23 protein-coding genes are annotated in these 24,664 nt (G+C 68.9%); 8 read left to right on the forward strand and 15 right to left on the reverse strand.

Annotated elements, in window-relative coordinates:
- Positions 1-5: 5 nt before the first annotated feature.
- The 8 genes from ACFOWZ_RS08005 to ACFOWZ_RS08040 all read right to left on the reverse strand — a co-directional run bounded on the left by ACFOWZ_RS08005 (position 6) and on the right by ACFOWZ_RS08040 (position 7,967).
- The gene (locus ACFOWZ_RS08005) at positions 6-1,148 is read right to left on the reverse strand and encodes an MFS transporter (RefSeq protein WP_382370695.1); all 1,143 of its coding nucleotides are present in this window, start codon (positions 1,146-1,148) and stop codon (positions 6-8) included.
- Positions 1,145-1,489 carry a cupin domain-containing protein gene (locus ACFOWZ_RS08010; RefSeq protein ID WP_382370697.1) on the reverse strand — a complete coding sequence of 115 codons (345 nt, stop codon included), beginning with the start codon at positions 1,487-1,489 and terminating at the stop codon, positions 1,145-1,147. Before ACFOWZ_RS08010 ends, ACFOWZ_RS08005 begins: the two co-directional genes overlap by 4 nt.
- Positions 1,486-2,193, reverse strand: a complete 708-nt coding sequence (locus tag ACFOWZ_RS08015; protein WP_382370699.1) for a cupin domain-containing protein — start codon at positions 2,191-2,193, stop codon at positions 1,486-1,488. The genes ACFOWZ_RS08010 and ACFOWZ_RS08015 overlap by 4 nt, the downstream gene beginning before the upstream one ends.
- Complete coding sequence (locus tag ACFOWZ_RS08020) at positions 2,190-3,377, reverse strand: sedoheptulose 7-phosphate cyclase (RefSeq protein ID WP_382370701.1); 1,188 nt, start codon at positions 3,375-3,377, stop codon at positions 2,190-2,192. Before ACFOWZ_RS08020 ends, ACFOWZ_RS08015 begins: the two co-directional genes overlap by 4 nt.
- On the reverse strand, positions 3,370-4,548 hold the full coding sequence (locus ACFOWZ_RS08025) for an acyltransferase family protein (protein ID WP_382370703.1): 1,179 nt from the start codon (positions 4,546-4,548) through the stop codon (positions 3,370-3,372). Before ACFOWZ_RS08025 ends, ACFOWZ_RS08020 begins: the two co-directional genes overlap by 8 nt.
- A gap of 13 nt (positions 4,549-4,561) precedes the next feature.
- A complete protein-coding gene (locus ACFOWZ_RS08030; RefSeq protein ID WP_382370705.1) occupies positions 4,562-6,178 on the reverse strand; it encodes an FAD-dependent oxidoreductase in 1,617 nt (538 codons plus the stop codon).
- Between the two features lie 89 nt (positions 6,179-6,267).
- A complete protein-coding gene (locus ACFOWZ_RS08035; protein ID WP_382370707.1) occupies positions 6,268-7,176 on the reverse strand; it encodes a VOC family protein in 909 nt (302 codons plus the stop codon).
- A gap of 29 nt (positions 7,177-7,205) precedes the next feature.
- Positions 7,206-7,967 (reverse strand): SDR family oxidoreductase, encoded by a 762-nt coding sequence (locus ACFOWZ_RS08040; RefSeq protein ID WP_382370709.1) that lies wholly within the window; start codon positions 7,965-7,967, stop codon positions 7,206-7,208.
- Positions 7,968-8,074: 107 nt separating this feature from the next.
- Here ACFOWZ_RS08040 and ACFOWZ_RS08045 point away from each other — a divergent pair, with 107 nt between their 5' ends.
- Positions 8,075-8,680 (forward strand): TetR/AcrR family transcriptional regulator, encoded by a 606-nt coding sequence (locus ACFOWZ_RS08045; protein WP_382370711.1) that lies wholly within the window; start codon positions 8,075-8,077, stop codon positions 8,678-8,680.
- On the opposite strand, the gene ACFOWZ_RS08050 is transcribed toward ACFOWZ_RS08045, so the two are convergent.
- The 3 genes from ACFOWZ_RS08050 to ACFOWZ_RS08060 are packed head-to-tail and all read right to left on the reverse strand — an operon-like array spanning position 8,681 to position 10,098.
- Positions 8,681-9,058 carry a hypothetical protein gene (locus ACFOWZ_RS08050; RefSeq protein WP_382370713.1) on the reverse strand — a complete coding sequence of 126 codons (378 nt, stop codon included), beginning with the start codon at positions 9,056-9,058 and terminating at the stop codon, positions 8,681-8,683. It lies immediately after the preceding gene.
- 1 nt (position 9,059) lies between these two features.
- Positions 9,060-9,776 carry a hypothetical protein gene (locus tag ACFOWZ_RS08055; RefSeq protein WP_382370715.1) on the reverse strand — a complete coding sequence of 239 codons (717 nt, stop codon included), beginning with the start codon at positions 9,774-9,776 and terminating at the stop codon, positions 9,060-9,062.
- A gap of 13 nt (positions 9,777-9,789) precedes the next feature.
- On the reverse strand, positions 9,790-10,098 hold the full coding sequence (locus ACFOWZ_RS08060; protein WP_382370717.1) for a type VII secretion target: 309 nt from the start codon (positions 10,096-10,098) through the stop codon (positions 9,790-9,792).
- An 89-nt stretch (positions 10,099-10,187) separates the two neighbouring features.
- On the opposite strand from ACFOWZ_RS08060, the gene ACFOWZ_RS08065 reads away from it, so the two are divergent.
- The gene (locus ACFOWZ_RS08065) at positions 10,188-10,487 is read left to right on the forward strand and encodes a hypothetical protein (protein ID WP_382370719.1); all 300 of its coding nucleotides are present in this window, start codon (positions 10,188-10,190) and stop codon (positions 10,485-10,487) included.
- Here the strand turns inward: ACFOWZ_RS08065 and ACFOWZ_RS08070 are convergent.
- Complete coding sequence (locus ACFOWZ_RS08070) at positions 10,484-10,963, reverse strand: MarR family winged helix-turn-helix transcriptional regulator (RefSeq protein ID WP_382370721.1); 480 nt, start codon at positions 10,961-10,963, stop codon at positions 10,484-10,486. The two genes, ACFOWZ_RS08065 and ACFOWZ_RS08070, sit on opposite strands and share 4 nt — an antisense overlap.
- 63 nt (positions 10,964-11,026) lie before the next feature.
- Here ACFOWZ_RS08070 and ACFOWZ_RS08075 point away from each other — a divergent pair, with 63 nt between their 5' ends.
- The 3 genes from ACFOWZ_RS08075 to ACFOWZ_RS08085 are packed head-to-tail and all read left to right on the forward strand — an operon-like array spanning position 11,027 to position 13,551.
- Entirely contained in the window at positions 11,027-12,475 is a 1,449-nt protein-coding gene (locus ACFOWZ_RS08075; protein ID WP_382370723.1) for an LLM class flavin-dependent oxidoreductase, read from the forward strand.
- A 57-nt stretch (positions 12,476-12,532) separates the two neighbouring features.
- Positions 12,533-13,021 carry a hypothetical protein gene (locus ACFOWZ_RS08080; RefSeq protein ID WP_382370725.1) on the forward strand — a complete coding sequence of 163 codons (489 nt, stop codon included), beginning with the start codon at positions 12,533-12,535 and terminating at the stop codon, positions 13,019-13,021.
- 50 nt (positions 13,022-13,071) lie between these two features.
- Positions 13,072-13,551: a hypothetical protein gene (locus ACFOWZ_RS08085; protein WP_382370727.1), complete on the forward strand. Its 480-nt coding sequence runs from the start codon at positions 13,072-13,074 to the stop codon at positions 13,549-13,551.
- 203 nt (positions 13,552-13,754) lie between these two features.
- On the opposite strand, the gene ACFOWZ_RS08090 is transcribed toward ACFOWZ_RS08085, so the two are convergent.
- Genes ACFOWZ_RS08090 through ACFOWZ_RS08100 form a run of 3 tightly spaced genes read right to left on the reverse strand, consistent with a single transcriptional unit; the run spans position 13,755 to position 17,911 of the window.
- The gene (locus tag ACFOWZ_RS08090) at positions 13,755-15,845 is read right to left on the reverse strand and encodes a M6 family metalloprotease domain-containing protein (RefSeq protein WP_382370729.1); all 2,091 of its coding nucleotides are present in this window, start codon (positions 15,843-15,845) and stop codon (positions 13,755-13,757) included.
- Between the two features lie 54 nt (positions 15,846-15,899).
- Entirely contained in the window at positions 15,900-17,246 is a 1,347-nt protein-coding gene (locus ACFOWZ_RS08095) for a sensor histidine kinase (RefSeq protein WP_382370731.1), read from the reverse strand.
- A complete protein-coding gene (locus ACFOWZ_RS08100; RefSeq protein WP_382370733.1) occupies positions 17,243-17,911 on the reverse strand; it encodes a response regulator transcription factor in 669 nt (222 codons plus the stop codon). The genes ACFOWZ_RS08095 and ACFOWZ_RS08100 overlap by 4 nt, the downstream gene beginning before the upstream one ends.
- A 151-nt stretch (positions 17,912-18,062) precedes the next feature.
- Here ACFOWZ_RS08100 and ACFOWZ_RS08105 point away from each other — a divergent pair, with 151 nt between their 5' ends.
- The 3 genes from ACFOWZ_RS08105 (at position 18,063) to ACFOWZ_RS08115 (ending at position 24,638) form a co-directional block, all read left to right on the forward strand.
- Entirely contained in the window at positions 18,063-19,280 is a 1,218-nt protein-coding gene (locus ACFOWZ_RS08105; protein WP_382370735.1) for a glycosyltransferase, read from the forward strand.
- Positions 19,277-21,316, forward strand: a complete 2,040-nt coding sequence (locus ACFOWZ_RS08110; protein ID WP_382370737.1) for an ArnT family glycosyltransferase — start codon at positions 19,277-19,279, stop codon at positions 21,314-21,316. The genes ACFOWZ_RS08105 and ACFOWZ_RS08110 overlap by 4 nt, the downstream gene beginning before the upstream one ends.
- Positions 21,317-21,449: 133 nt before the next feature.
- On the forward strand, positions 21,450-24,638 hold the full coding sequence (locus ACFOWZ_RS08115) for a S8 family peptidase (protein WP_382370739.1): 3,189 nt from the start codon (positions 21,450-21,452) through the stop codon (positions 24,636-24,638).
- Positions 24,639-24,664 lie beyond the last annotated feature (26 nt).

Genomic DNA, 24,664 nt, shown 5'->3' on the forward strand with positions numbered 1-24,664 from the left:
TCTCGTCACGCCGGGACGGGCTCACGCCGAGTCGTGCGCACCAGAGCGAGCGCGACGACCGGCGTCACAGCGGACAGCAGAACCAGTGCCTGCAGGCCGATCCCGCCCTCCACGGTGACGCGCGCGACACCGCTCGCCACCATGATGCTGAGGTTGTAGGCAGCGACGTTGACGCTCGTCGCCAACGTCGGCGCCAGGTCGGCGGTACCGACCATGATGCGGGCGTTGAGGGCCGGCACGATCAGGAAGAACGCGGCACCGAGCACCAGCAGCAAGATCGCCGTGAACACCTTGCTGTGCACCAGAACGCCGAACAGCAGGGTGGTCAGCGCCAGCACCACCAGACCGATCCGCAGCCCCCGGTCCAGGTGGTAGTCGGCGAGCCGGCCGCCCAGCACGCTGCCCACCAGGCTGCCGAGGCCGAAGAGCAGCAACAGCAACCACAGGTGATCCTGGGCGAAGCCCGTCTCGTCGGTGAGGATCGGCGCGATGAACGTGTAGGTGGCGTACCCGCCGAGGGTCGCGAGGAACGTCGTCGCGATCGCGGCGAGCACCTGGGGCCGCAGCAACGCCTTGACCTCCGCACGGGCGGTGGTCGTCGGCCAGTCGACCGGGCAGCGCGCGACGTGGGCCACCGCGACGCCCGCGGCCAGGGCGAGCAGGACGAACGCCACCCGCCACGATGTGAGCGTGTTGATCGCGAGCGCCAGCGGCACGCCGACCGCGGTGGCCAGGTTCAGCGCCACCGAGATCCTGGCCATCGCCCTGCCCTGCCGTGCGGCGTCATCCTGACGTGAAGCGATCACCAGTGCCATCGCGACGATCGGGCAGTGCGTCGCGGCGGCGACGATCCGGCCGATCATCATCTCGGTCATGCCCGTCGACGCGGCCGCGAGCAGGTTCGCCGCGCCGAACGCCGCGAGCAGCCCGATGAGCAGCGCGCGGCGTTCGACCCTGCTGACCGCGAGGGTCAGCAGGGGCCCTGCGACGGCGACGACCGCCGCGTACACCGTGATCAGGCCACTGGCCTGCGCAACGGTGGTGCGCAGGCCGGTGGCGATGCTGGGCGCCAGCCCGGCGATGAGGTACTCCGACGCTCCCACGCAGAAGACCCCGATGGCGGCGCCCGACAACGGCGACCTGGTCACGGCGACACCAGTTCGGGGATCCGTGGCGGCAGCACGGACGACACGGCCGACGGCATCACGCGCACCGTCAGCACGGTCGCCTCACCCGACAGCACGGCGTCCGTGCGGTGCGGCACCAGCAGAACCTGGCCCGAGCGCAACGAAAGCGTCTCGTCGCCGACCCGAGCCGTCACGGTGCCGTCCAGCACGATCACGGCCTCCTCGACGGCGTGCGCCGCACTGACCCGCAGAACGTCCTTTTCGGACAGCTGCCACCAGTCGACGCTCTCGCACTCGGCGAAGAGCATTCCCCTGCGGGCGAGGCAGGTCCAGTCGCCGGAGTTGACGGTCGTGACGATCACGCGTCACCACCCGGCACCGCGAGGTCCACGGCGTAGGCCACGACCGGCGAAGACGCGGTGAGCACGACCGACGAACCGGCGGGCAGCGTCACGCACGTGTTGGCGGACAACGACTTCAAACCGGTCAACGACGCCTCGCCCTGCTGCACGAACACCGCGACCTCGGCAGACGCCCGCCCCAGGGAACGGCTCTCCCCCGGTTCGAGCGAGATCCGTTCGACGCGGCGCAGCGGACCGGTGAAGGTGCCGGTCGTGTCGACGACAGGTGTGGTGGTGAGGTCGAAGATCTGCGCGGCTGCCACGGGACGTTCCTCCATCGGTTCGGTGGTGGCGATGGCTTTCTGGGTCACGGCGGCGAGCGTCTCGATGACCCACCAGTCGAGGTCGGTCGCGCCGGTGTTGAGCAGGCCGTGGGTGTGCCCGACGGGCGTCAGGGCGAGCGTTCCCGGACGCGCGGGGATCTTCTCGCCGTCGAGGATGAACTCCCCTTCCCCGTTGAGGATCAGGTAGATCTCCTCGGTGCGGCTGTGCAGGTGCTCCCCGCTCAGCCCTCCCGGCGGGATGCTCGCCCACTCGACGGCCTCTGTCGGCGACGCGAGGTGCTGCCTGCTCGCGAGGCACGTCCAGTGCGTCAGGCCGGCGGCGCCGTGCACGCCGTAGACCGACGCCGGTGCGTCCGTCGTGCGGACCAGGGGCAGGCTCATGCGCGCACCGCCGATTCCTGGGCGAGCTCGAAGGCCTCCAGCGCGGCAGCGGCGTCGGCGAGCTCCTGCGGGCTGACGTCGTTCACGAAGCACGCGGAACCGATGCCCACCGGCAGCGGCAGACGCTGCTGGCCGTCGCGGTGGCGCACGGTGTCGGCCAACGCGCGCTGCAACAGGTCGGCGGTGAGCAGCGGGTGCCACGTCGGCAGTTCCAGGCGCGTCATGAGATCGAGCACGCGCCGGCGTTCCTCTTCGGTGACCAGGCCGCGCTGCTCGCCGAGGCACGTGGTGAGCGCCATGTCGATGCAGACCGCCTCGCCGTGCAGCAACGCGGGCAGTGCGACCATCTCGAGGGACGGGCTGAACGTGTGGCCGTAGTCGACCACCCGTTCCAGCGTCTTCTCCCACAGGTTCGGCTGCAGTTCGGTGAGCATGCCGTGGATCGCGCGGTCGATGATCTCCAGCGCGGGGTCCACCGAACCGGGACCGCGCTGCATCTTCGCCTCGAGCACGTGCTCGCCCGTGGCCTCCATCAGGTCGAACAGCTCGCGGTCCTTGATCAGTGCGATCTTGAGGATCTCCGCGAGACCGTTGCTGACGTGCCTGCGCGGCAACGTTGTCAGGAACTTGCGGTCGAGCAGCGTGCGTTCGGCCGCGAAGTAGGTGCCGAGGCGGTTCTTGTGCCCGTTGGCGTTCACACCGGTCTTCACGCCGACACCCGCGTCCACGAGTCCGATCAGCGTGGTGGGCACGCGGACGAACGGCGTGGCGCGCCGGTAGATGCTGCACGCGTACCCGACGACGTCGAGCAGCACACCGCCACCGATCGCGATCACCGGCTCCCGGCGGCGGTCGACACCGAAGTCGTCCATGGCTGTTGTGACCCGCATGCTGGCCTCGACCGTCTTGTTGATCTCGCCCGGCTCCAGCACCAGGACGCGGTGCTCGACGTCGTTGCCGTCGAAGTAGGCACGGATCGCCTGGCCGAACAGGGCGTCGACGTTGGCGTCGACGACGACCAGCCTGCGGGCACGGCCCTGGGCGGGCACGGGGCCGAGGATCGCCTGGTTGGCGGGATCGAGGACTTCGTCGCAGAGCACCACGTCGTACTCGACCGGCTGGACGTTGCGGACGGTCCAGGACTTGTTGGCGCTGTTGGTGACGTGCAGACCGATTTCAGGCATGGCTGGGCTCCGTGATCTTGGCAGGGTCGGTGGTCTCTGCGGGTACCGCGGCGGGCCGGTTGCGGCGGCTCCACCAGCGGGTGAGCGGGCGTTCGACGACGGCGTAGAGCGCCCAGGCGGCGGCACAGCTCGCGAGCAGCACGCCGAGGCCGAGCGCGATTCCGGCGCCGACGGGCAGCGTGCGACCGGCGAGCACGGTGCCCACTCCGGTCAGGAAGATGTCGTGCACCATGTAGAACGCGAAGGAGATCTCCCCGAGGAAGACGACCTTGGGGTGGCTGAGCCACCCGCTGCGGCCGCGCGACTCGTGCGCCGCGATCGCCGGGATCACCAGCGCGATCGGGATGATGAACGCCGCGTTCATCTGGTACGGCAGGGGCAGTGCGAGGCTCACGGCGTAGGAAGCGACGACCAGGGCCAGCGCAGCTCCGGGGTGCAGTCGAGGCCACCGGCCGTTGCGCACGATCGTCGCCATCAGCATGCCCAGCAGGAAGTCCAGGAGCCTCGTCAACGGGAACGCGTAGACGAACCACACCTGGGTCATCGAGTGCTGGTACAGCGGCGAGTTCCTGTGGTTGGGGCCGAACACCTCGCCGGCGGGCAGCAGCGCGGCGACCGTCGGCAACGCCAGGATCGCGAGCATCACCAGGATCGCCACCGGCCACAGCACACGCGCTGGAATTCGCCGAACCCCCATCCACAGCAACGGGAACGCCGCGTAGAAGAAGAGCTCGGCCGACAGCGACCAGCTCGGGTGGTTGATGCTGAAGAAGCTGGTGTCACGCGGAATCCAGGCGTGCAGCAACGTCAGGTTGCCCAGCGCTTCCGCCGCGGTGGCACCGGCGAGCCCGAACAGCGCGAACGAGATCACGAAGGTGACGAGGTGGTTCGGGTAGATCTTGACGAACCGGCGGGCGATGAAGTCCTTCGCACGGTCCTTCGGACGCACCGACCACGTCAGCACGAAACCGCTGAGCACGAAGAAGAACGAGACACCGAACCAGCCGCCGTTGCGCATCAGCGCGGCGAACGGCGACGACACGTCGGTGTCGTCGGTGAAGAGCTTGTTCAGCGACAGGTGGAACCCGAACACGATGAGCGCGGCGAAGAAGCGCATCCCGGTCAGGCTCGGCAGCCGCTGACTGTCACGTGTGGACGCAACAGCCGTCATGGCAGGGCTCCGATCAGGAAAGAGGAATGGACTGCGAGTGACGGAACACGTTCAGCGGGTCCCAGCGGCGCTTCGTTGCGCGGAGAGCGGTGAACGCGTCCTTGTAGTACAGGCGGCCCCAGTGCACGCCCGAGGAGTTCCACGCCGGATCGGACAGGTCGGTGTCCGCGTAGTTCACGAAGCAGCCGTCCGTGATCTCGTCGGAGACCGGAACGCCACCCGTACCGGCGTAGAGGTCGCGATAGAACTCCCGCACCCACGCCATGTTCGCGGCGTCGTCGGCGGCGTCGTTCCACAGCGACACGACCTGGTGCTTGATGATCGAGTCGCGCTGCTGGGAGGCGGTCGCGGTGGAGGACACCGCGTTCACCTGCCCGCCGTACGAGGCGATCATCATCAGTGCGCCGGCGTTGGCGAAGTCCGTGCGGGTCAGGTGCCGGTGCATCACCTTGATCTGCGCCTCCGGGTAGGAGCGGCGCAGGTAGGTCGACTTGCCCTTGAACCTGGTCGTGGAGTCGGGGCCGGTGAACCCGCCCCAGGTGGTGGACTGCAGCCACGGAACGGTCCTGTGCTGCACCACCTTCGGCGAAGGCAGTCCGGCACCGACGGCCTGGACGTAGGCGGTCAGCATGCCCTCGGCGTTCGGTGCGCCCGCGTCGACCGAGGTGTCGAGCACGATGGCGCCGTTGCTGCGGTGGAACGGCTTGAGCTGGCTGAAGAGGTTGCGCTGCGGGGAGTTCGGCGCGCTGTTGCGCTCGTGCCAGGTGCCGTGGTTGCGCATCAGCGTGGCGAACGCGGCCTCGTCGATCTTCTCCCACGGCCACACGACCTCGCTGATGATCAACGAGCTCGGAGGTGCGGGCAGCGCCTTGCTCGGGTCGCGGCCGTCCGATCCCGGTGAGCGGAACCAGTAGCGCGTGACGACACCGAAGTTCCCGCCACCGCCGCCGGTGTGCGCGAACCACAGGTCGCGGTTCGGGTCGTTCGCCTCGCGGGTCGCGACGACGACGCGCACCTCAGCCGACGCCGTCACGTGCACGACCTCGACCGCGTACAGGTGGTCGATGCTCAGCCCGTTGCGACGGGACAGGCTGCCGTAGCCACCGCCCGCGAAGTGACCGCCTGCGGCGACGGTGGGGCAGTTGCCGGCGGGAACGACCACGCCCCACCGCTTGAAGAGCTGGCGGTAGACGTGCCCGAGCTGTGCGCCGGGCCCGATCGCGAACGCCCCTCGCTGCGAGTCGAACTCGACTTCGTCCATTGCGGACAGGTCGATGACCGTGCGCACGGCGGGGTTCGTGACGAAGTCCTCGTAGCAGTGCCCTCCACTGCGGACGGCGATCTGCTGGCCGTTGCGCAGTGCGTGTGCGACGGCGGCGACGACCTGCTGGGTCGACGTCGCGATCACCACGCGGTCGGGCCTGCCGTCCAGCCGCTGGTTGGTGCCCTTCGCGAGGCTCGCGAACTGCGGGTCGACGGGAGTGATGACAGCGGCCGCGGTGTCCGGCCGGGAAACGGGATCCGCCAGTGCCGAGGTCGCGGGTGTCAGTGCGAGAGCGGGCACAGTCGCCAGCCCCGCACCGAGCAGGCTGCGACGGGACAGCGTTGCGCGGGCGTGCTTGTATGCCATTTGTGTTGTGGCTCCAGGAAAAGGGCGCGTTTCAGCGCCATCTCAGGAAGTGTGTGTGATCTGGCGACAGGGCTGGAGAAGCTCTCAGCTCAGCTCGGCTGCCACCGGCGCGCGGACGTTGCGCGCTCGTAAGGGAGGTTCCCGTCGGGCATGCAGATGAGCTCCATCTGCATCCCGAACGGACTCGCGAAGTAGACCCAGCGGTCACCGGCGATCGGGCCGGCGGTCACCGTCTCCGGCGTACCCATGACGTGCACGCCTTCGTGCTGCGACAGGAACTCCGCGGCGCGGTCCACATCGGTGACCGCGAACGCGAGGTGGTGCCCGCCGACGTCGTGGTTGCCAGGCAGAGGTCCCGGCAGCGTTGCGGGAACGAGCTCGACGAGCGGCCCGTTGCCGAGGCCGAGGACGGTGTCGTGAACGGCCCCCATGCCGATCACGGACGTCAAGAAGCTCTGTGCCGCAGGAAGGTCTGCGACGGTGTACCTGATGCCGATCACGTCGGCCGACAGCTCCGGATCGACTGACGGGTCCTCGACGACCTCGAACGTCAGCCCGAACTCGGTGCTGCAGCGCAGGATTCCCTGCTGGTCGTGCTCGACGACCACTGCGGCCAGGCGCATCCGCGCTGCGAAGGCCTGCAGATCCGCGACCGCGAGCAACAGGCACGACGCCCCTGGCGCGCCTGGTCGTGGAGCGACGCGGCTCGCACCGGGACAGCTGTACTCGAACACCTCGAAGTTGAGGCGTTCCCCCAGGCGGATCATGACGATCCGCGCGCTCGCCTCGGCCGGAACGCCGAGCTTGCGAGCCATCCAATCGCCTGTGCTGTCGGCGATCGGGCCCTCGCGGTAGCACTCCTGACCGCCGAGCTCTGCGGTCAGGAATGCGACGGCGGCGTCCAGATCGGACACCGTGCTCGCGAGGTGATCAACGGCGACCGCGCCAGGCAGGGCCGCCTTCGGTAAAGCGCTCTCCGCGGTTCCCACACCACGCACAGCAAATCCCCCCGGATGAGTTGAACTTGTTACAGCGCACTGCCGCCGGTGGCGTCGATGATCTGGCCCGTCACCCAGCCGGACGCATCGCTCGCCAGGAAGCCGACCACTTCGGCGACGTCCGACGGCTGTCCGACCCTGCCCAGCGCCGACAACTCGGCCGCGGACTGTTGTGCGGCGTCGTTGCCCCTCAGCCACGCCGCGTTCAGGTCGGTGTCGATGATACCCGGCGCCACCGCGTTGACGGTGATTTTCCGAGTACCGAGATGTTTCGCCAACGTGAACGTGAACGCGTCGATCGCACCCTTGGTGGCGCTGTAGCCGATGATGTCGGTCAACGCGATCCGCGTGGCACCGGACGAGATGTTGATGATGCGGCCACCGTCGTTCTGCCGCGCGAGCCCCAGCTGCGTCACGAAGAACGGCGAGCGCACGTTGAGGACGAGCTGACGGTCGAACTCGGCGGGGTCGGTGTCCTCGATCACGCCGCGCACGGTGGTGCCCGCGTTGTTCACCAGGACGTCGAACTTGCCGTCCAGCCCGCGTTCGCGCGCCTTCTCGTCGAACTCCGCCCACAGCACGGCAGGTCCGTCCTCAGTGGCCAGGTCGGCCTGGATCGCGAACGCGTTGCCCCCGGCGTGCTCGATCTTCTTGACGATCTCCTCCGCAGCCGCACCGTCGCGCCCGTAGTGCACGGCGACGGTCGCACCGTCAGCAGCGAGCTTCAGCGCGATGGCCGCGCCGATCCCCCTGCTGCCCCCGGTGACGACAGCGACTTTCCCCTCAGACACGGTGTATTCTCCAATCTGTAGCGATCGCTACAGATTCTTTGTCGGGTGGGCGCTCGTGTCAAGCTGGTCCAGCGAGATCGGGCTCACACAACGGAGGTGTTCAAGTCATGGCCAGGTCAGGCCCGAGGACGTTCGACCGCGACGCCGCACTGGAGGCGGCCACGCTCGTCTTCTGGGAACACGGCTACGCGGGCACGTCGATCTCCCAGCTGACGACCGCGATGAACATCAACCCGCCGAGCCTGTACGCGGCGTTCGGCGACAAGCGAGCCCTGTTCACCGAGGTCGTCGACCGCTACAACGCGACACACGGCCGGTTCATGGCGGACGCGTTCGCCGAGGAGACCACCGCGACGGGCCTGGTGGCCCGGCTGATCATGGGCGCCGCCGAGCACTACGCCGAGGGCAACCACCCGCCGGGCTGCCTGGTGATCGCCGCGGCCGCCAACAACTCGCCGAGCAACGCCGAGGTGAGCATCGAACTGGCCGACCGCCGCAACGCGAACCGCGACCTGTTGCAGGCGCGCATCGCCGACGCGATCAAGGCCGGTGAGCTGCCGGCGGACGCGGACGCGCGGGGGCTCGCGACGTACGTGGTCGCGGTGATCCAGGGGATGTCGCAGCAGGCTCGGGACGGGGTGAACACCGAGACGCTGACGATGGTCGGGGAGATGGCGTTGCGGATGTGGCCGGTACAGCCGGTTTCGGCCTGATCACCTCGACGGTTGCAGGTAGCCCGTGTCGCCGAAGTCCTCGTCGTCGTCCGGTGACACGGGTTTGCTCAGCTCGTCGCGCAGACGGTTCAGCCGGTCCTCGCCGTCGGCGGCGAGGCGTTCGCGTTCCTCCTCCGACATGCCCTTGTAGCGCTGGGCGGCTTCCTGCACACCTGGAGTGAGAGCCTGGTTGAACAGCGGGCTCGCCACCGCCTCGCGCAGGCCGCGTCGCCCGGTCAGGACGTCGTCCACGAGCTTGCCGAACGCCGGGTCGCCCGAGCGGTCGCGGAGGATCTTCAACGACTCGCGCAGCACGTGGGAGCGGGCCGCGTCGCCGCGGGCCACGTCGAGAAGAGGTTCCGGCCGAGACTTGGTCACGTCAGGCTCCGGGGTGGTCGTAGGCGCCCTTGGGAAGGGGGTGGTCCTTCATGTCGTGCAACAGGCTCAGGTAGCCGGCGATCGTGCCCGTGACGCCGGTGCAGATCGTCCACGCCATGCCGTGGGCCTTGCAGATGTCGCCCCACACCGAGATCGCCTTCGCCGCGGTGGCGACCATGGCGGCCCCACCCGCGATCGCACCGACCACGGTCCACGACGCGGCGGCGGTGGCGGCGGCCTCGATCGCCCAGGCGATCACCAGGTCCAGCAGCAGTTCCAGGAGGCTGACGATCGTCTTCGCCACGCCCCACACCCCGAACGCGGCCTGCTCGAACTGGTGGCCGGTGTTGTTGAGCGCGCTGATCTGCGCTCGCAGTGCGGTGGGCAGCTGGTCGAAGTACGCACGGGCCGCGGTGGCCGCGTTGCCCTCCCAGCCCCGGAACATCGCGTCGGCTCCACCGGCCACGGCGCCCGCGAAGGACTCGTTGAACCTGCCGAGGTTCTTCAGGGCGCTGCCCGCCCGCGCCACAGCCTCCCAGTCGCCCGCGATCTCCTTGGCCACCCACTCGGCCGGATTGACACCGAACAACGTCTCACAGCCGACGTAGACCCAGTGCCCGAGGCTGAAGTAGTCGGGGAACGACAGGATCTTGTCGAACGTCTCCGGAATCATCTGTTCGCTCGTGGGCGCCACCAGGGCCGCCGACGGGGAGGTCACGTTGGCGCTCCGATCACTTGGTGGAGTACGTGGCGTCGAGCCGTCGCTCTTCGTTGTCGTCGGTCCCGCGGTACATCTGGGCGGACTTGCGCAGTTCCTGGGAGGACTTCGCGACGACGTCGGCGAGCCGGTCGAGGGAACCGGACACCGCTGACTTCGTGTCGTTGTTGGCGTTCGCGATGTTGGCGAACATGCGCGCATCGCCGTAGTCGTACGACAGGTGCTTGTGGAGGTAGTCCTTGGCCGAGGCCACGTCGTCCGAGAGTCCTTCGAGGACAGTCGCGAACGTGTCCAAACTCGACGGATCCGCTTTGAACGACATCGTGCCACCTCCCGAGGACCTGACAGTGTCCGACTGGTCACGTAAGGTAGCCGACCTGGAGAAGGCGCGCGCGGCGAGCGGAGGCGAACGTGGTCACCGGCACCTACCGATGGGGCCTGCTGTTCCGCACCCTGTGGATCGCGGTCTTCACACCGATCCTCATCGGACTCCTGGCCGCCGGCGTCTTCGGTCACCCCGTGTTCCTGGGGGTGTTCGCGATCTGGCTCGCCGCACTCGCCTGCGTGCTGCGAGCCGAAGCCCTCAACGCACGGGCACGGAGCCAGGACGCACCCAGTCCCGGGCTGCTCGGCGCACGGGCGGGCTGGCTCCTGCTCGCGCTCGTACTGATCTTCGGCAGTGCCGGGCTGATCCGCGCCGCGCTCGGCTAGGACGTGCTCGCCGCGATGTCCTGCACGGCCTGACACGCGCTCGGCACCGGGTCCAGCTCGTTCACGTGCCCCGCCAGCCTGCACAGCAACGCCTTGAACGTCTCCCTGTCGTCCTTCGGCAGGCCCGAGAGCACGTGCGCTTCGGCGAGCGCGAGCCGCCGGTCGAGCTCCACCAGGCGTGCGCGTCCCACAGCGGTCGCCACGACCAGGCGGGTGCGGCGGTCGGTTGGCGCTGGCCGGCGCTCTACGAGGGAGGCGCGTTCCAGGTCGTCGAGCAGGTAGGTCATGACCGTGCGGTCGATGCCCAGTTGCTGGCAGAGCGCGGACTGGCTTTCCGGCTGGTCACGGGTGGCGGCGGTGAGGATCTGGTAGCCGCGGTGGCCGCCCGGCAGGTCGCCGACCGCCGCGTTCGTCGCCTTGACGAAGGCGCGGAAGACCACGCCGAGGGTCCAGCCGAAGTCTTCGTCCAAGGTCACTCACCGATGATAGCCCCGACAGAACGTCTGTCGAACAGAACATCTGCGTGGCATACTTTCGGCATGGCAGATTATGGTCACTCGCTCGAGTTCGGTGTGTTCCTGCCGCCGGCCGCCGAGCGGTTCGGTGACGCGCTGCGGCTCGCGCAGGTCTCCGATGCTCGAGGGCTGGAGCTCGTCAGCGTTCAGGACCACCCGTACAACGCGACGCACATGGACGCCTGGACGTCGTTGTCGGTCATCGCCGCGTCGACGACCAACGTGCGGGTGTTCCCCAACGTCGCGAACTTGCCCCTCAGGCCGCCCGCCGTTCTTGCGCGCGCGGTCGCCAGTCTTGACGTCATCACCGGTGGGCGCGTTGAGCTGGGGCTCGGCGCCGGCGCGTTCTGGGACGCCATCGCCGCCATGGACGGGCCTCGCCGCACGCCCGCCGAGTCGGTGGAGGCGCTGGAAGAGGCGATCGACGTCATCCGCGCGCTGTGGACGCCCGGACGTGGGATTCGCCTGCAGGGCAAGCACTACTCGCTCAACGGCGCGAAGCCCGGCCCGTTCCCGGCGCATCCCGTCGGGATCTGGCTCGGCGCGTACAAGCCGCGGATGCTCCGGCTGATCGGGCGCAAGGCCGACGGGTGGCTGCCGTCGAGCCCTTACGCGCCGCCGGACCAGCTCGGGAACATGAACGCGATCATCGACGAGGCCGCCCACGAGGCCGGACGGTCACCGAAGGACGTCCGCAGGCTCTACAACATCACGAGCGACTTCACCGCCGAGCAGATCGCGGAACTGGCTCTGCTGCACGGAATGAGCGGCTTCATCCTCATGGTCGAGACCGACGACGATGTACGCACGTTCGCAGAAGAAGTCGCACCAGCCGTGCGTGAGATCGTCGCAAGAGAACGCACTCGACCGGACCGGCTCGGCATCGCACCGACGCCCGACGACGGCGTGCGGCTGTCGGACGAACGGCTCTGGGACGAGGCGAACCGCCCAAAAGGCCCGGCGCCTGAGGCGGACGCCGTCTACACCGCCTCGGGCAAAGCGCTCAGCAGGCAGTTGATCGGCGTGCACAACCACCTGCGCGACGAGCTGACGAAGATCCGCTCGGTCGTGCGGCAGGTCGCAGAAGGCGTGATCGACGTGGGCGCGGCACGGTCTGAGATCAACACGATGACCATGCGCCAGAACAACTGGACGATGGGCGCCTACTGCGAGAGCTACTGTCGGCTCGTCACCATCCACCACACACACGAGGACAGAAGTCTCTATCCGCAGCTACGCGCTGGAGACGCACGCCTCGGGCCAGTGCTGGACCGGTTGACCGAGGAGCACCAGATCATCCACGAGGTCCTCGAACGCCTGGACGAGGCGCTGGTGGCGACGGTCGCGGAGCCGAAGCGGGTCGGCGAGGTACAGGAGGCGGTCGACCTGCTCACGGACACGTTGCTCTCGCATCTGTCCTATGAGGAGCGTGAGCTGGTGGAACCGATGGCGCGCATTCCGTACCACTACTGAGTGCACCTCGGCGTGTGCAACGCGACCCTGCACCACCTTGCCAACAAACTGGGGTGCGTGGACACCAGGAAGCGAGTCGATCCAGTACGGCGCGGTCGCACGATCCTGGGTGCGTCGGCGCTGCTCACAGCTGCTGTCGCGGGCACACGAGCCGCGGTGGGGCTGAACCACGCGGCGGAGTCGGAGGCCGCGATCCGCGCGAAGGACGGGCTGGACGTCACGGTCGCGCTGCACGCCGGGCTGACCTGGACGTGGCTCGCGTTCGCGGTGCTGATCGGCATCGCCGCGGTCCCGCTGCTCGTCAACGGCTCGGGCCGGACGTTCGCGGCAGGCGTCTGCTACGCGCTCGGCATGCCGTTGCTGCTGCTCGGCATCGGTGTGCCCGCACCGGTTTCCGCGGTCAGGACGCTGACATGGGTGGCGTGCGGCGCGATCCTGGTGCTGGCCTGCTTCACGATGCTGACGTCAGGACCCGTTCCGCAGCAACAACAGCAACGACAGCAACAGCGGCAGCGACGACCGCGCCGGTCCGCCCGTTCCCGCTGATTGCTCCATTCCGGACACTTGCACCGCACCGAGCTGGCATGGTGTCCGCCATGATCGAGACAGCCCGCCTGGCCGGGTTCTTCGCCGCCCACGGAGTCTGGTGCGTGTCGGAGGGAGAGACGCTCATCCCGCTGCTCGGGTACCTGCACACCGACGGCGAGTTCGGCATGGACCGGTTGATGTTCGACGACCTGGCGGAAGGTGCCCGCGCCGGCCAGGACGCGCTGGCGGACGGCGACCCGAGCTGGCTGGGTGCGGTGCTCGTGGCCGACGGCTACGTCGACCTGGACCACGGCAAGACCGACGCGTTGCTCGTCGAAGCCGTCGAGTACGGCCCCTACCGGCAGACGCTGCGGCTCGCCGTGCCCTACCGCGTGGCCGACGACCCGCGCGGGTTCGCGGTGCACCGGCCCAAGTTCATGAACGTGGAGTCGGACCTGGACGTGCTGGCCGAGGCGTTCTTCGCCGGCGGCGCGTCCCACACCGAGGCCTGGGCGGTGTGGGACGCGCACCTGGACGAGTCCGTCTAGCGGCCGGTCACCGAAAGTCCTGTCTGTTCCTGTTCCTGATTGGCGCGAAAAGCACGTTCGGGCGATCTATCGGCCCCAATGTCACGTTCGCGCCAAACGGGCCTGGGGAGCGAACGTGACGTTCGGGCGATCTAGCGGCCCGAACGTGCTTTTCGCGCCAAAACCGGGCAGCGAGGTTACGGACAAGGCTTCTGACCAGGTGCCTAGCGGCCGGTCACCGTGCAGGTGGCGGTCGCGGTCTTGGCCGGGTTGCTCTCGGAGGTGGCCGTGAGGGTCACCTTCGACGTAATCGGCCCACCGGTGCGCTGAGCGTGCACCGGAACGTCGACCCGGCCACCGAACTCGGCCGTGGCCAACGCGTTCGGCACCGAGACGGACCACCCGTTCTCGGCCTTCGCCGTCACCCGGTACACGTCACCGTCGACGTACTGGTCGACCGGTTCCGGGTGCTGTCCTCCGGGAGGCGCCGCACGGCCGGTGTTGGTCAACGGGAAGCTGCACGTCGCGATGCCGTCGTCCCCGGCACGAGCGGCGGTCGGGGTGACCCGCACGCCGCGCTGCTGCGGCCCCGCGCCGTCCAGCGACCGGATCGCCACCGTGTAGGACAGGACGCCACGCGAGTCGCGTTGCAGGTCCAGCACGTAGAAGTGCAGCCGGTTGGCCTGGTCGACGTACTCGAACTCGCTGCCGGAGTTGGTCCCCGCGTGGAACAGCGCGTCGGCCAGCTGGCGGTAGTCGCCGATCGTGATCGGGACCTTGGTGCCGTCGGGCAGCACGTAGTCGGTCATGCCGATGTCCTGCGGGTTGGCGTCGACGACCCACGTGAACGGTGCCGCGTCCTGGTTCTTCGTCTTGGCCAGCAACACACCCGCGTCCGGGGTGAACGAGTCGGCGCCCATCCGGTCGACGACTTCGAGCGTGTAGTTGTTGTAGCCGCCGCCGTCGCAGAACGGGTTGGTGGAGACGTTGCAGGACGGGGACTTGTCGCCGGTGCCCAGCGCGAGGTTGATGCCGGTCAGGCCGTTCAGCCCCGGATCGACCTCGCGGGCGGTGATCTTCGCGATGACCGTGCCGGAACTGGCCAACGCCTCGCGCGACAGCCTCAACACGTTCTTCTCGTCGATGATCCCGAGCTTGATCTTGTTGCGCAGCGTCTGCTGGGCGCCGAGCGACGCGCCACCGGTGGCCGGAATGGTCCAGCGGGAGTGCGGACCGCCGGGACCGTTGAACGAGCCGCGCGACAGCATGTCCCACGGGCCGCTGTAGTCACGGCGCGGCGGGCTGCCGTACGGGTTGTTGTAGTTGTCGCCGATGCCGAGGATGTGGCTCAGCTCGTGCGCGTACACGCCCTGGCCGGAACTCTCGGCCTGGGTGGACGAACCTCCGCCCGCGTTGGGCCAGATCGACGAGCCCGCGGCCCACGAGGTCCAGTCGACGTACCGGGTCTTCGACCAGTTCGGCAGCGCCGGGTCCGGCGGGCCGAAGTCGTCGGTCACGTCCTCCTTCGTCCGGAACTTCATCATCCCGAACTCCTGCCACGTGCCGGACTCGTCCTGGCCCGCCGACAGGTAGTAGACGAAGTCGTAGCCCGCGGGCACTTCCGAGCCGACGTCGGCCACCCACGCGGCACGGCCGTCGGTGCGGATGTTGCGGTTGCACGAGTCGCCGGCCGGACAGCCGGTGCCGCCCTGGAACTCCATCGCGTACTCGTGGTCCTTGCCCGGCATCAGGTACGGGCCGAACGCCTTCAGCTCCACGCCGTAGCGCCCGCCGGAGGTCTCCATCCAGTACTCGTGCACGGTGTGGCCGCGGTTGAGACCGTTCGGCTTGTTGAGGAAGTCCTGGTAGAACTGCCCGACCTGGGCACGCGGGACGTTGCTCGCCTCCGCGCTCGGGTTGCCGAACACCGTGGAGTTCTTCGGCTGCGTCACGACGAACGGCTGGTTCGGGTAGTCCAGCAGGACGAGCGCGCCCTTGAAGTTGCGCACCGATCCCTTGGCCGACGGGTCGGCCCAGTTGGTACCGGGGATCTTCTTGTAGTCCCGTTCCCACGTCATGTGGTCGGGGTTGACCCAGTTCTGCGGGTCGACCGGGCCGGGGAACCCCGCCTGCGCCAACACGCGCGCGGAGTCCCTGGACTGTTGCCACGGCTGCTGCTGCGGCCAGTGGTCGTACTGCCAGTGGTGCAACGGTTCGTCAGGTGTCGGAGCTGCGGCTGAGTTGCCGGCGGTGACCATCGCGACCGAGAGGAACGCGGTGATCAGCAGGGCAGGGCGCCGGTGTCTGCGGTCCATGCCACCACCGTGGTCCAGACCCACCCGCGCGAACCACCGCCGATCGTCTGCTGGTCAACGGTATTCCGGCAGATCCACGCGAACGGACGCACCGCGGGGTCTTGGCACGAACTGCACGCTCCCACCGTGCACGGCCACGATGTCCGCGACGATCGCGAGGCCCAGACCGGATCCGGGCAGGCCGCGGGCGTCCGGCGCGCGCCAGAACCGTTCGAACGCCGATTGCCTGTGCTCGAACGGAAGTCCCGGCCCCTCGTCGCTGACGGTGAGCCAGCCTGGCCGCGAGCGGACGGTGATCGTGGAGCTCGCCGGGGAGAACTTCACGGCGTTGTCCAGCAGGTTGAGCACGCTGCGTTCCAGCGCGCCCGCATCACCCATCACCGACCACTTGGAGCGGTCGACGTCGAAAACGTGCTCGTGGGCGCGGCTGCGGGCTCGTTTCACGGCGCGGTCGACCACCCCTGCCACGTCGACGGGAACGCTGGCGAGCTCGCGGTCGTCGCGGGCCAGCACGACGAGCTCGGTGACGAGGTCGCTGAACTCCTGGCTCTGCGCCTGCAGGCGGTCGAGGACCTCGCCGCGCCCCGGCAGCTCGCGTCCGGTGCGTTCACTGCGGACCAACAGGTCGATGTTGGTGCGCAGGCTGGTCAGCGGGGTCCGGAGCTCGTGCGCGGCGTCGTTGACGAGATCACGTTGGCGGCGCCGGGATTCGGCGAGCGCGGCCGTCATCGAGGTGAAGGCGCGGCCGAGCCTGCCCACCTCGTCCTGGCCGGACACGGTGATCGGTGTGGTGAGGTCCTCGGTGCGGGCGATGTGTTCCGCGGTCTGGGCGAGGCGTTCCATGGGAGCGAGGGCGCGGCGGGTCAGCCACAGGCCGAGCCCGGCCACCAGCAGGGCGCCGAGGACGGCCACGGCCGCGAGCACGCCGGCGAGCGTGGTCAGGGTGCCGTTGATCTCCGCGACGCTGCGGCTGAGGATCAGGACGTCGCCGTTGTCGAGCGGTTGCAGCAGAACGCGTGCCTCCGCGCCGGACCTCGTCACGCCGTCGCGGTACGTCGTGGTGGCCACGAAGTCGGTGTCGCTCGTCACGACGGGGTCGACGCCGGGAGGCGCGCAGGTGCGGCCGCCGGGACTCAGGGTCTGGATGCCCTGCAGCACCTGTTGCAGGCCCTCGTTGGGCACGCCTTCGTCGCAGCGGAGCCGGAAACCGCGCATCTCCCCCGGCAGCGGCGGCTGGCTGATCCGCGGCGGCAGGCTCGCCAGCAACGACTTGTCGAGCTGCGAGCGCAGGTTGTGGTCGGTGACGATCCACGTGATGACGCTGATTCCGCCGATCGCGACGGCCACCACGCACGCGGTGATCAACGCGAGCTTGCCGCGCAGCAACACCGGGCCCTTCACGGCGACGTCTCGCGCAGGATGAAACCCATGCCGCGCACGGTGTGCAGCAACCGGGGCCGTCCGCCTGCCTCGGTCTTGCGGCGCAGGTAGCCGATGTACACGTCGAGGTTGTTGGTGCCGTTGTCGTGGCCCCACACGGCGTGTTTGAGGTGCTGCTTGGTCAGCAACCGTTCGGGATCGCCCAGGAACACCGCCAGCAGATCGAACTCGGTCGGGGTCAGGTCGAGGCGGACGCCGCCACGCACGACCTCGCGGGCCTCGGGATCCATCCGCAGATCGGCGAACTGCAACGACCGCGGTGCCGCGCGGCGCCGGTTCTGCTTGAGCAACGCGCGGACGCGGGCCAGGAGTTCTTCCAGCGCGAAGGGTTTGACCAGGTAGTCGTCGGCGCCGGCGTCCAGACCGGTGACGCGGTCGCCCAGCGCGTCGCGGGCGGTGAGCATCAGCACGGGCAGCCGCTCCCCCGCCGCACGCAGCCGGCGACAGGCCTCCGAACCGTCCAGGACCGGCATCATCAGGTCGAGAATGGCCAGGTCGGCGTGGTGCACCAGCCGCAGCGCCTCGGCGCCGTCCGCGGCGGTGGTGACTTCGTACCCCTCGAACTCCAGGCTGCGCCGCAGACTGTCCCGGACGTCCGGGTCGTCGTCCACCACGAGCAGTCGCATGCGGGCGACGGTAGAGGGCGAACCTGTGAGGCACCTGTGTGAATCCGCTCTAACGATTCTCTCAGCAGAAGCCAAGGACGTTCTCACGACAGCGTCAGCAAGCTCGGTCCCACAACGGTCACAGCTGTGTCCACAGTGGAACGGAGAAGACATGGCGGTGAGCACCGCACAGGCGACGGGGACGGTGGACATCATGATCCCCGTCTACAACGAGGAACGCGCACTGCCCGGCTGCGTCGAGGTGTTGCACGGGTTCCTGAGCGAGCAGTTCCCGTTCGACTGGTCGATCGTGGTAGTCGACAACGCCAGCACCGACCGGACGCTGGAGGTCGCGCACGCCCTCGCGAAGCGGTACGAACGGGTGCGCGTGCACCACCTGGACCGCAAAGGCCGCGGGCTGGCGTTGAGGGAGTCGTGGGGCGCCAGCGAGGCGGCCGTCGTCGTGTACATGGACGTCGACCTCTCCACCGGGCTCGACGGGCTGCTGCCGCTGGTCGCGCCGCTGCTCAACGGGCACTCGGACCTGGCGATCGGCTCGCGGCTCGCACCGGGTTCGCGAACGGTGCGCGGGCCGCGGCGCGAACTGGTCTCGCGCGGCTACAACGCTTTGATCAGACTCACGCACGGCGCGCGCTTCAGCGACGCCCAGTGCGGGTTCAAGGCGGCTCGCACCGAGGTCGTCCGGCCGTTGCTCGGCCAGGCCCGCGACGAGGCGTGGTTCTTCGACACCGAGCTGCTGCTCCTGGCGGAGCACAACGGTTTGCGTGTTCACGAGGTCCCGGTCGACTGGGTCGAGGACGTGGACAGCAGGGTCGACGTGATCGGTACGGCGATCGACGACGTCAAGGGGTTGATCCGCGTGGCGCGAGCGAAGGCCAACGGCACCGCACTCGTGACCGGGCTGCCGCGGCGGCCCCAGCCCAGGGCGATCCACCCCGACGCGGTGCTGAGCCGCAGCGAGGGCGGACTGTCCTGGCAGGTGCTGTCGTTCGCGGTGATCGGCATGATCTCCACGCTCGCGAACCTGGCCCTGTACGGCGTTTTCCGGCTGTGGTGGCCGGTGCTGGTGGCCAACCTGGCCGCGCTGGTGATCACCACGCTCTTCAACACGGAGGCCAACCGCCGCTTCACCTTCACGGCCCGCAACACCGCCCGCGGCAGAACGCATCTGCAGGGGTTCGTGGTGTTCGGGCTCTACTACGCGTTCACGTCGGCCGCGCTGCTCGTGCTGCACGCGGCCGCACCCGACCCGTCCCGCGCCCTCGAACTGGCCGTGCTGCTCGGCTCGTCCGCCCTGGGCACGGCGGGGCGCTTCTTCCTGCTGCGGAGCTGGGTGTTCCGCAGGGACGACCGAAAGGAACAGGCATGACCGCCACTGCCGAGGTGGCCGCTCCGGTCAGCGACACGGCCGAAGCACAGCAACCTGCACGTTGGCCTGCTTGGACTCTCGTCGCGATCTGCGTGCTGGCCGGCGCGCTGTACGTGTGGGCGATCGGCGCGGGACAGGTCGGCAACGCGTACTACGCGGCCGCCGCGAAGTCCATGTCGACGAGCTTCACCAACTTCCTGTTCGGCTCGTTCGACCCGGCCGGCGTGGTGACCGTCGACAAGCCGCCGATGTCGCTGTGGCCGCAGGCGATCTCCGTCTGGATCTTCGGTTTCCACGGCTGGGCGGTGTTGCTGCCGCAGGTGGTCGAGGGCGTCGCGGCGGTCTTCCTGCTGCACCGCACCGTCCGGCTGTGGGCGGACGAGAAGGTCGCGCTGCTCGCCGCGTTGATCTTCGCGCTGACGCCGATCACGGTGGCGATCAACCGCGACAACAACCCGGACACGTTGCTGGTGCTGCTGCTCGTCGCGGCCGCGTACGCCTTCACGCGGTCCGTGCAGTCGACGGAGAGCCGTCCGCGGACGAAATGGTTGCTGTGGTGCGCTTTCTTCATCGGTTGCGGGTTCCTCACCAAGATGCTCCAGGCGTGGATCGTGGTGCCGGGCTTCGCGCTGGCCTACCTGGTGGGATCGAGTGCGCCGGTGAAGCGGCGGGTGCTCGACGTGCTGGCGGCCGGTGCGGTGCTGATCGCGTCGTCGTTCTGGTGGGTGGCGCTGCACGCGTGGTGGCCCGGTGCCAAGCCGTACATCGGTGGCAGCACGGACGGCAGCGCGTGGGACCTGATCATCGGTTACAACGGGCTCGGCCGGGTGTTCGGCGGCAGCGGCAACCGGGGTGGAGGGTCTTTCACCGAGCTGCCCTCCGGTCAGGTGCCGACCGGTCAGGGTCCGATGGAGTTCGGCGGGCCCGGCGGTGCGATGTTCGGCGGACAGCCCGGCATCACGCGCATGTTCGACGCCTCGGTCGGCGGACAGATCTCGTGGCTGCTGCCGTTGTGCCTGCTGGTGCTGGTCGCCGTCGCGGTGGCGGGGGTGCTGCGGTGGCGCGCCAAGGTTCCCGGTGACGCGGCCGAGCGTGCGGGCTGGTTCATGTGGGGAAGCTGGCTGCTGGTCACCGCACTGGTGTTCAGCTTCGCGCAGGGCATCTGGCACCCGTACTACACGACGATGCTCGCTCCGGCGATCGCCGCGATCAGCGCCGCCGGTCTGATGATGTTCTGGCGCGCCAGGAGCTTCGTCCGGTTCCTGCTGCCGCTGGGGATCGCGATCACCGCCGGGTGGGCGTTCGTCGTCGTCTCGCGCGACACGTCCTGGCACGGCTGGGCGCGGTGGGCGACGGCCGGTGTCGCCGTGGTGGCGATCGTCGTGCTCCTGGCGGGCCTGCGCAGGGCGGGACTCGTGGCCGCGCTCGTCGCGGTGCTGCTGACGCCGGCCGTGTGGTCCACCGCGACCGCGGCAACCGCCACCGGCAACGGAGTGATGCCCGCCGCCGGGCCGATGGAGCGCGGTGGTGGTGGCTTCGAGGTGTTCATGAACGGGCAGCAGCCTCCCGGCGGGAACCAGCAGCCTCCCGGCGGCAACCAGCAGCAGCGCGGGAACCGTCCGCAGATCGGGATGATGCCGGGGCTGGGAGGGAACCGGGGTGAGCTCACCGACGAGCAGAAGCGCATCCTCGCCTACGCCGAGGAACACGGCGGTGGTGCCGAGATCACCCTGGCGATCGCGGGTTCGGCGCAGGCGGCCTCGCCGTACATCATGGGCTCCGACGCGGTGGTGATCGGCATGGGCGGGTTCTCCGGCTCGGACAACGCGCCGTCGGTCGACCAACTCCAGACGTGGGTGAGCGAGGGCAAGCTGAAGTTCGTGCTCAGCGGCGGCGACCGCATGGGTGGCCGTGGTGGTCCTGGCGGCCGCGACGACCACGGCCGCCAGGAGTGGATCACCCAGCACTGCTCCACTGTGGACCCGAGCGCCTACGGCGGTTCGGCGGAGCAGACGCTGATGGAGTGCCACGCGTGACGGTTGGCCGGAGTTCTCGAGAACTCCGGCCAACCGCAAGGAATTTCCACCGGTCGTGCAACCCGCAGGCGAACTGGCTGTGTCATCACCCCGTAACGACTGACCGAAGCACGAGTCGACTGGGGAGATGTTGATGCGTTCGAGAACAGCCCTGCCCGGGCTGATGGCCGTTCTCCTGGTGACGTCCGCGACCGCCGTGCCGATCGCGACAGCGGGTCCGCCCGTGACCCCGAAGCTCGCACCGGGGAGCGCGACGGTGACGCTGCTGACGGGGGACGTCGTCACCGTCAGCGGAAAGCAGGTGCAGGTGCGACCGGCGAAAGGCCGGGAGAAGATCGTGTTCCGCTCCTTCACCGACGAACGAGGTGACACGAACGTCGTACCGCAGGACGCACAGGCGTTGCTGCAGAAGGGAACGCTCGACCCGAAGCTGTTCAACGTCACCGAACTGGCCGAGTCCGGACTCGACGACACCTCGGCCACCCGCCTGCCGCTGATCGTGGAGAACTCCGGGCCGGCACTGAGCAGCGCTGCCGTGCGGATCGACCGGGAACTTCCCGGCATGGGTGCCACGGCCGTGTCCGTGGAGCGTTCCGGCGCGTACTGGCCGACGGCGCTGGCGTCCGGGCGCGTGTGGCTCGACGAGCGGGTCCGGGTGTCCCTGGAACATTCGGTTCCGCAGATCGGCGCGCCGGCGGCGTGGGCCGCCGGACAGACCGGGGCGGGCACCAAGGTCGCGGTGCTGGACACCGGAGTCGACGCCACGCACCCGGATCTCGCCGGCGCGGTGGTGGATGCGCGTGACTTCACCGGCGGCGACAACGCCGACGACCGGAACGGACACGGCACGCACGTCGCGTCCATCATCACGGGCGACCACGCCCGCTACCGAGGGGTCGCGCCGGACACCCGGATCATCAACGCGAAGGTGATGGGCGACGACGGCTCCGGTCGGGTGTCCCAGATCATCGCGGGCATGGAGTGGGCCGCGGAGCAGGGTGCCGACGTGGTCAACATGAGCATCAGCGGCGACCCCAGTGACGGCACGGACCCGTTGTCGCAGGCGGTGAACAGGCTCACCGCCAAGACGGGCACGCTGTTCGTGGTCACCTCGGGGAACCAGACGGGCTACGTCGGACTGCCGGGAACGGCCGACGCCGCCCTCACCGTGGGAGCGGTCACCCGCGACAACGCACTGGCGGACTTCTCCGGCCGCGGACCGCGAGCGGGCGACGAAGCGATCAAGCCGGACATCACCGCGCCGGGCGTGGACATCGTCGCGGCACGGGCGCGCAACGCCACCGTCGGTGAGCCGGGACAGAGCCACCTGCCGCTGTCCGGTACGTCCATGGCCACCCCGCACGTCGCCGGAGCGGCGGCGATCCTCGCCGGGGCACATCCGGACTGGAGCGCGGACCAGCTCAAGGCCGCGCTGATGAGCAGTGCCGTGCCGAAGGACCGGCTGACGGTCTTCGAGCAGGGCGCGGGCCGCGTGGACGTCGCCGCGGCCGTCAAGGCCACGGTGACCGCCTCGCCGCCGAGCCTGAGCCTGGGCGTGGTGCGCTGGCCGCACAACGACAACGAACCGATCACCAGAACCCTCGACTACACCAACCACGGCACCAGCCCGGTCACGCTCACCCTCAGGGCCGACGTCGTCGATCCGGGCAAGTCCCCCGCGCCCGCCGGGATGTTCACCTTCACCCCGGCGACGCTCACCGTGCCGGCCGGAGGTCAGGCGTCCACCACTGTCACGGCCAACACCGCTTTCGACGGACCCGTCGGCGCCTTCGAAGGCGTGGTCACGGCGACGCCGGACGCGGGCGCTCCGGTCCGCACGCCGATCGCGGTGACGCGAGAGACCGAAAGCTACGACGTCACGGTTCGCGGGATCGACTACGACGGCTCGCCGAGCACCAACTTCTACTACCGGTTCATCGGGATCGAAAGACACGTCATCGACAAGAAGAACGCGACGAGCCCGACCACGGTCCGGCTGCGTGCGGGGAAGTACACCTACACCGGGTACGTCCAGGAGGCGAAGGGCGAGCGGCTGGCGGACTTCGCCGAGCCGACGTTCACGGTCAGCCGGGACACCGAGCTCGTCTTCGACGCCCGTGAGACGGTGCCGGTGGCTGTCACGGTGGACGACCCGGATGCCCGGCACGCTCGCAGCGAGCTCTTCTACGGAAGAACGACCGACTGGGGTGAGATCAAGATGTCGACGGTCGTGCCCGGCGGTGACTTCACGAAGGTGACCGTGAAACCGTCCACCACCCGCGACGACGGCTTCACGTTCAGCGCGGAGACGCTCATGGCCAAGTGGAACGGTCAGTCGTTCGACAACAGCCCGTTCCTGTACCACCTGAGGCACAGCGACCACAGCGTCCCCGCGACGCTGAAGTGGCACAACCGGCAGCGAGAACTCGCCCCCGTCCGATCCGAGCACGCGACGAGCAGCCCCGGCTCGACCGGGGTGCGCGAGGGCCTCGTCGCCATCCCGCTGCCCAGCACCCTGACCGAGTACTTCACCCCGGACGTGCCGTGGAACCTCTTCAACTTCGGCGAGGCTTTCAACGGCACACAGGAAACCCAGTTCCTCCAGCTCGCGCCGATGACGTTCCCCCGCGGCAAGACGACGCCTCTGCGCTGGAACACCGGCGTGTTCGGGCCCTCCATGAGCAACGGACGGACCGGGAGCACCTCGGCATTCCGAGGTGACAACCTGCTGTACATCTTCGTGTCGCCGCTGTCGGATCAGGGAACCGGCCGCTGGGGCGGCTTCCGCTACCCCGGGAAGACGCAACTGCTGCGGGACGGTCAGGTGATCAGCGAGTTCGAGCTCGCGACTTACGTGACGGCCCAGGTCAAACCGGAGCGTGCGGTGTACACGTTGCGCAGCAGCTTCGACCGGTCGGCGTACGCCGCGCTGTCCACTCGGATCGATGCGGAATGGACGTTCGCCTCACAGCGTTCCCAGCGGCCCTTCGAACAGACCAGCCTGCCGCTGCTGGGGATGACGTTCGCGCCCAAGCTCGACGACCACAACGCGGCGCCCGCCGGCAAGCGGTTCACGATCCCGGTCACGGTGCAGCGCAACGAGAGCGACAGCCCCGGCTCCGTCAACACCCCGGCCGTCGAGGTCTCCTACGACGACGGCAAGACCTGGAAGCCGACGAAGATCAGGCGTGCCGGCAGCCAGTGGGCGGTCACCGTCGATCATCCCCGTGACGCCCAGTTCGTCTCACTGCGTTCATCGGTCAGCGACGCGGACGGCAACGCACTGCGCCAGACCCTGATCCGGGCCTACGCCCTGAAGTGACCCCGCGGTCGCCGGTGTCCTGCGCC

This window comes from Lentzea rhizosphaerae (genome assembly GCF_042649515.1).
Lineage (GTDB): Bacteria > Actinomycetota > Actinomycetes > Mycobacteriales > Pseudonocardiaceae > Lentzea > Lentzea aerocolonigenes.

What these genes read in the sequence shown, in the direction of transcription:
- ACFOWZ_RS08110 (WP_382370737.1), top strand. Translation starts at nt 19,277, where the DNA reads ATGACCGCCACTGCCGAGGTGGCCGCTCCGGTCAGCGACACGGCCGAA.
- ACFOWZ_RS08115 (WP_382370739.1), top strand. Translation starts at nt 21,450, where the DNA reads ATGCGTTCGAGAACAGCCCTGCCCGGGCTGATGGCCGTTCTCCTGGTG.
- ACFOWZ_RS08025 (WP_382370703.1), bottom strand. Translation starts at nt 4,548, where the DNA reads ATGACGGCTGTTGCGTCCACACGTGACAGTCAGCGGCTGCCGAGCCTG.
- ACFOWZ_RS08090 (WP_382370729.1), bottom strand. Translation starts at nt 15,845, where the DNA reads ATGGACCGCAGACACCGGCGCCCTGCCCTGCTGATCACCGCGTTCCTC.
- ACFOWZ_RS08085 (WP_382370727.1), top strand. Translation starts at nt 13,072, where the DNA reads ATGATCGAGACAGCCCGCCTGGCCGGGTTCTTCGCCGCCCACGGAGTC.
- ACFOWZ_RS08030 (WP_382370705.1), bottom strand. Translation starts at nt 6,178, where the DNA reads ATGGCATACAAGCACGCCCGCGCAACGCTGTCCCGTCGCAGCCTGCTC.
- ACFOWZ_RS08075 (WP_382370723.1), top strand. Translation starts at nt 11,027, where the DNA reads ATGGCAGATTATGGTCACTCGCTCGAGTTCGGTGTGTTCCTGCCGCCG.
- ACFOWZ_RS08105 (WP_382370735.1), top strand. Translation starts at nt 18,063, where the DNA reads ATGGCGGTGAGCACCGCACAGGCGACGGGGACGGTGGACATCATGATC.
- ACFOWZ_RS08045 (WP_382370711.1), top strand. Translation starts at nt 8,075, where the DNA reads ATGGCCAGGTCAGGCCCGAGGACGTTCGACCGCGACGCCGCACTGGAG.
- ACFOWZ_RS08060 (WP_382370717.1), bottom strand. Translation starts at nt 10,098, where the DNA reads ATGTCGTTCAAAGCGGATCCGTCGAGTTTGGACACGTTCGCGACTGTC.
- ACFOWZ_RS08020 (WP_382370701.1), bottom strand. Translation starts at nt 3,377, where the DNA reads ATGCCTGAAATCGGTCTGCACGTCACCAACAGCGCCAACAAGTCCTGG.
- ACFOWZ_RS08100 (WP_382370733.1), bottom strand. Translation starts at nt 17,911, where the DNA reads ATGCGACTGCTCGTGGTGGACGACGACCCGGACGTCCGGGACAGTCTG.
- ACFOWZ_RS08015 (WP_382370699.1), bottom strand. Translation starts at nt 2,193, where the DNA reads ATGAGCCTGCCCCTGGTCCGCACGACGGACGCACCGGCGTCGGTCTAC.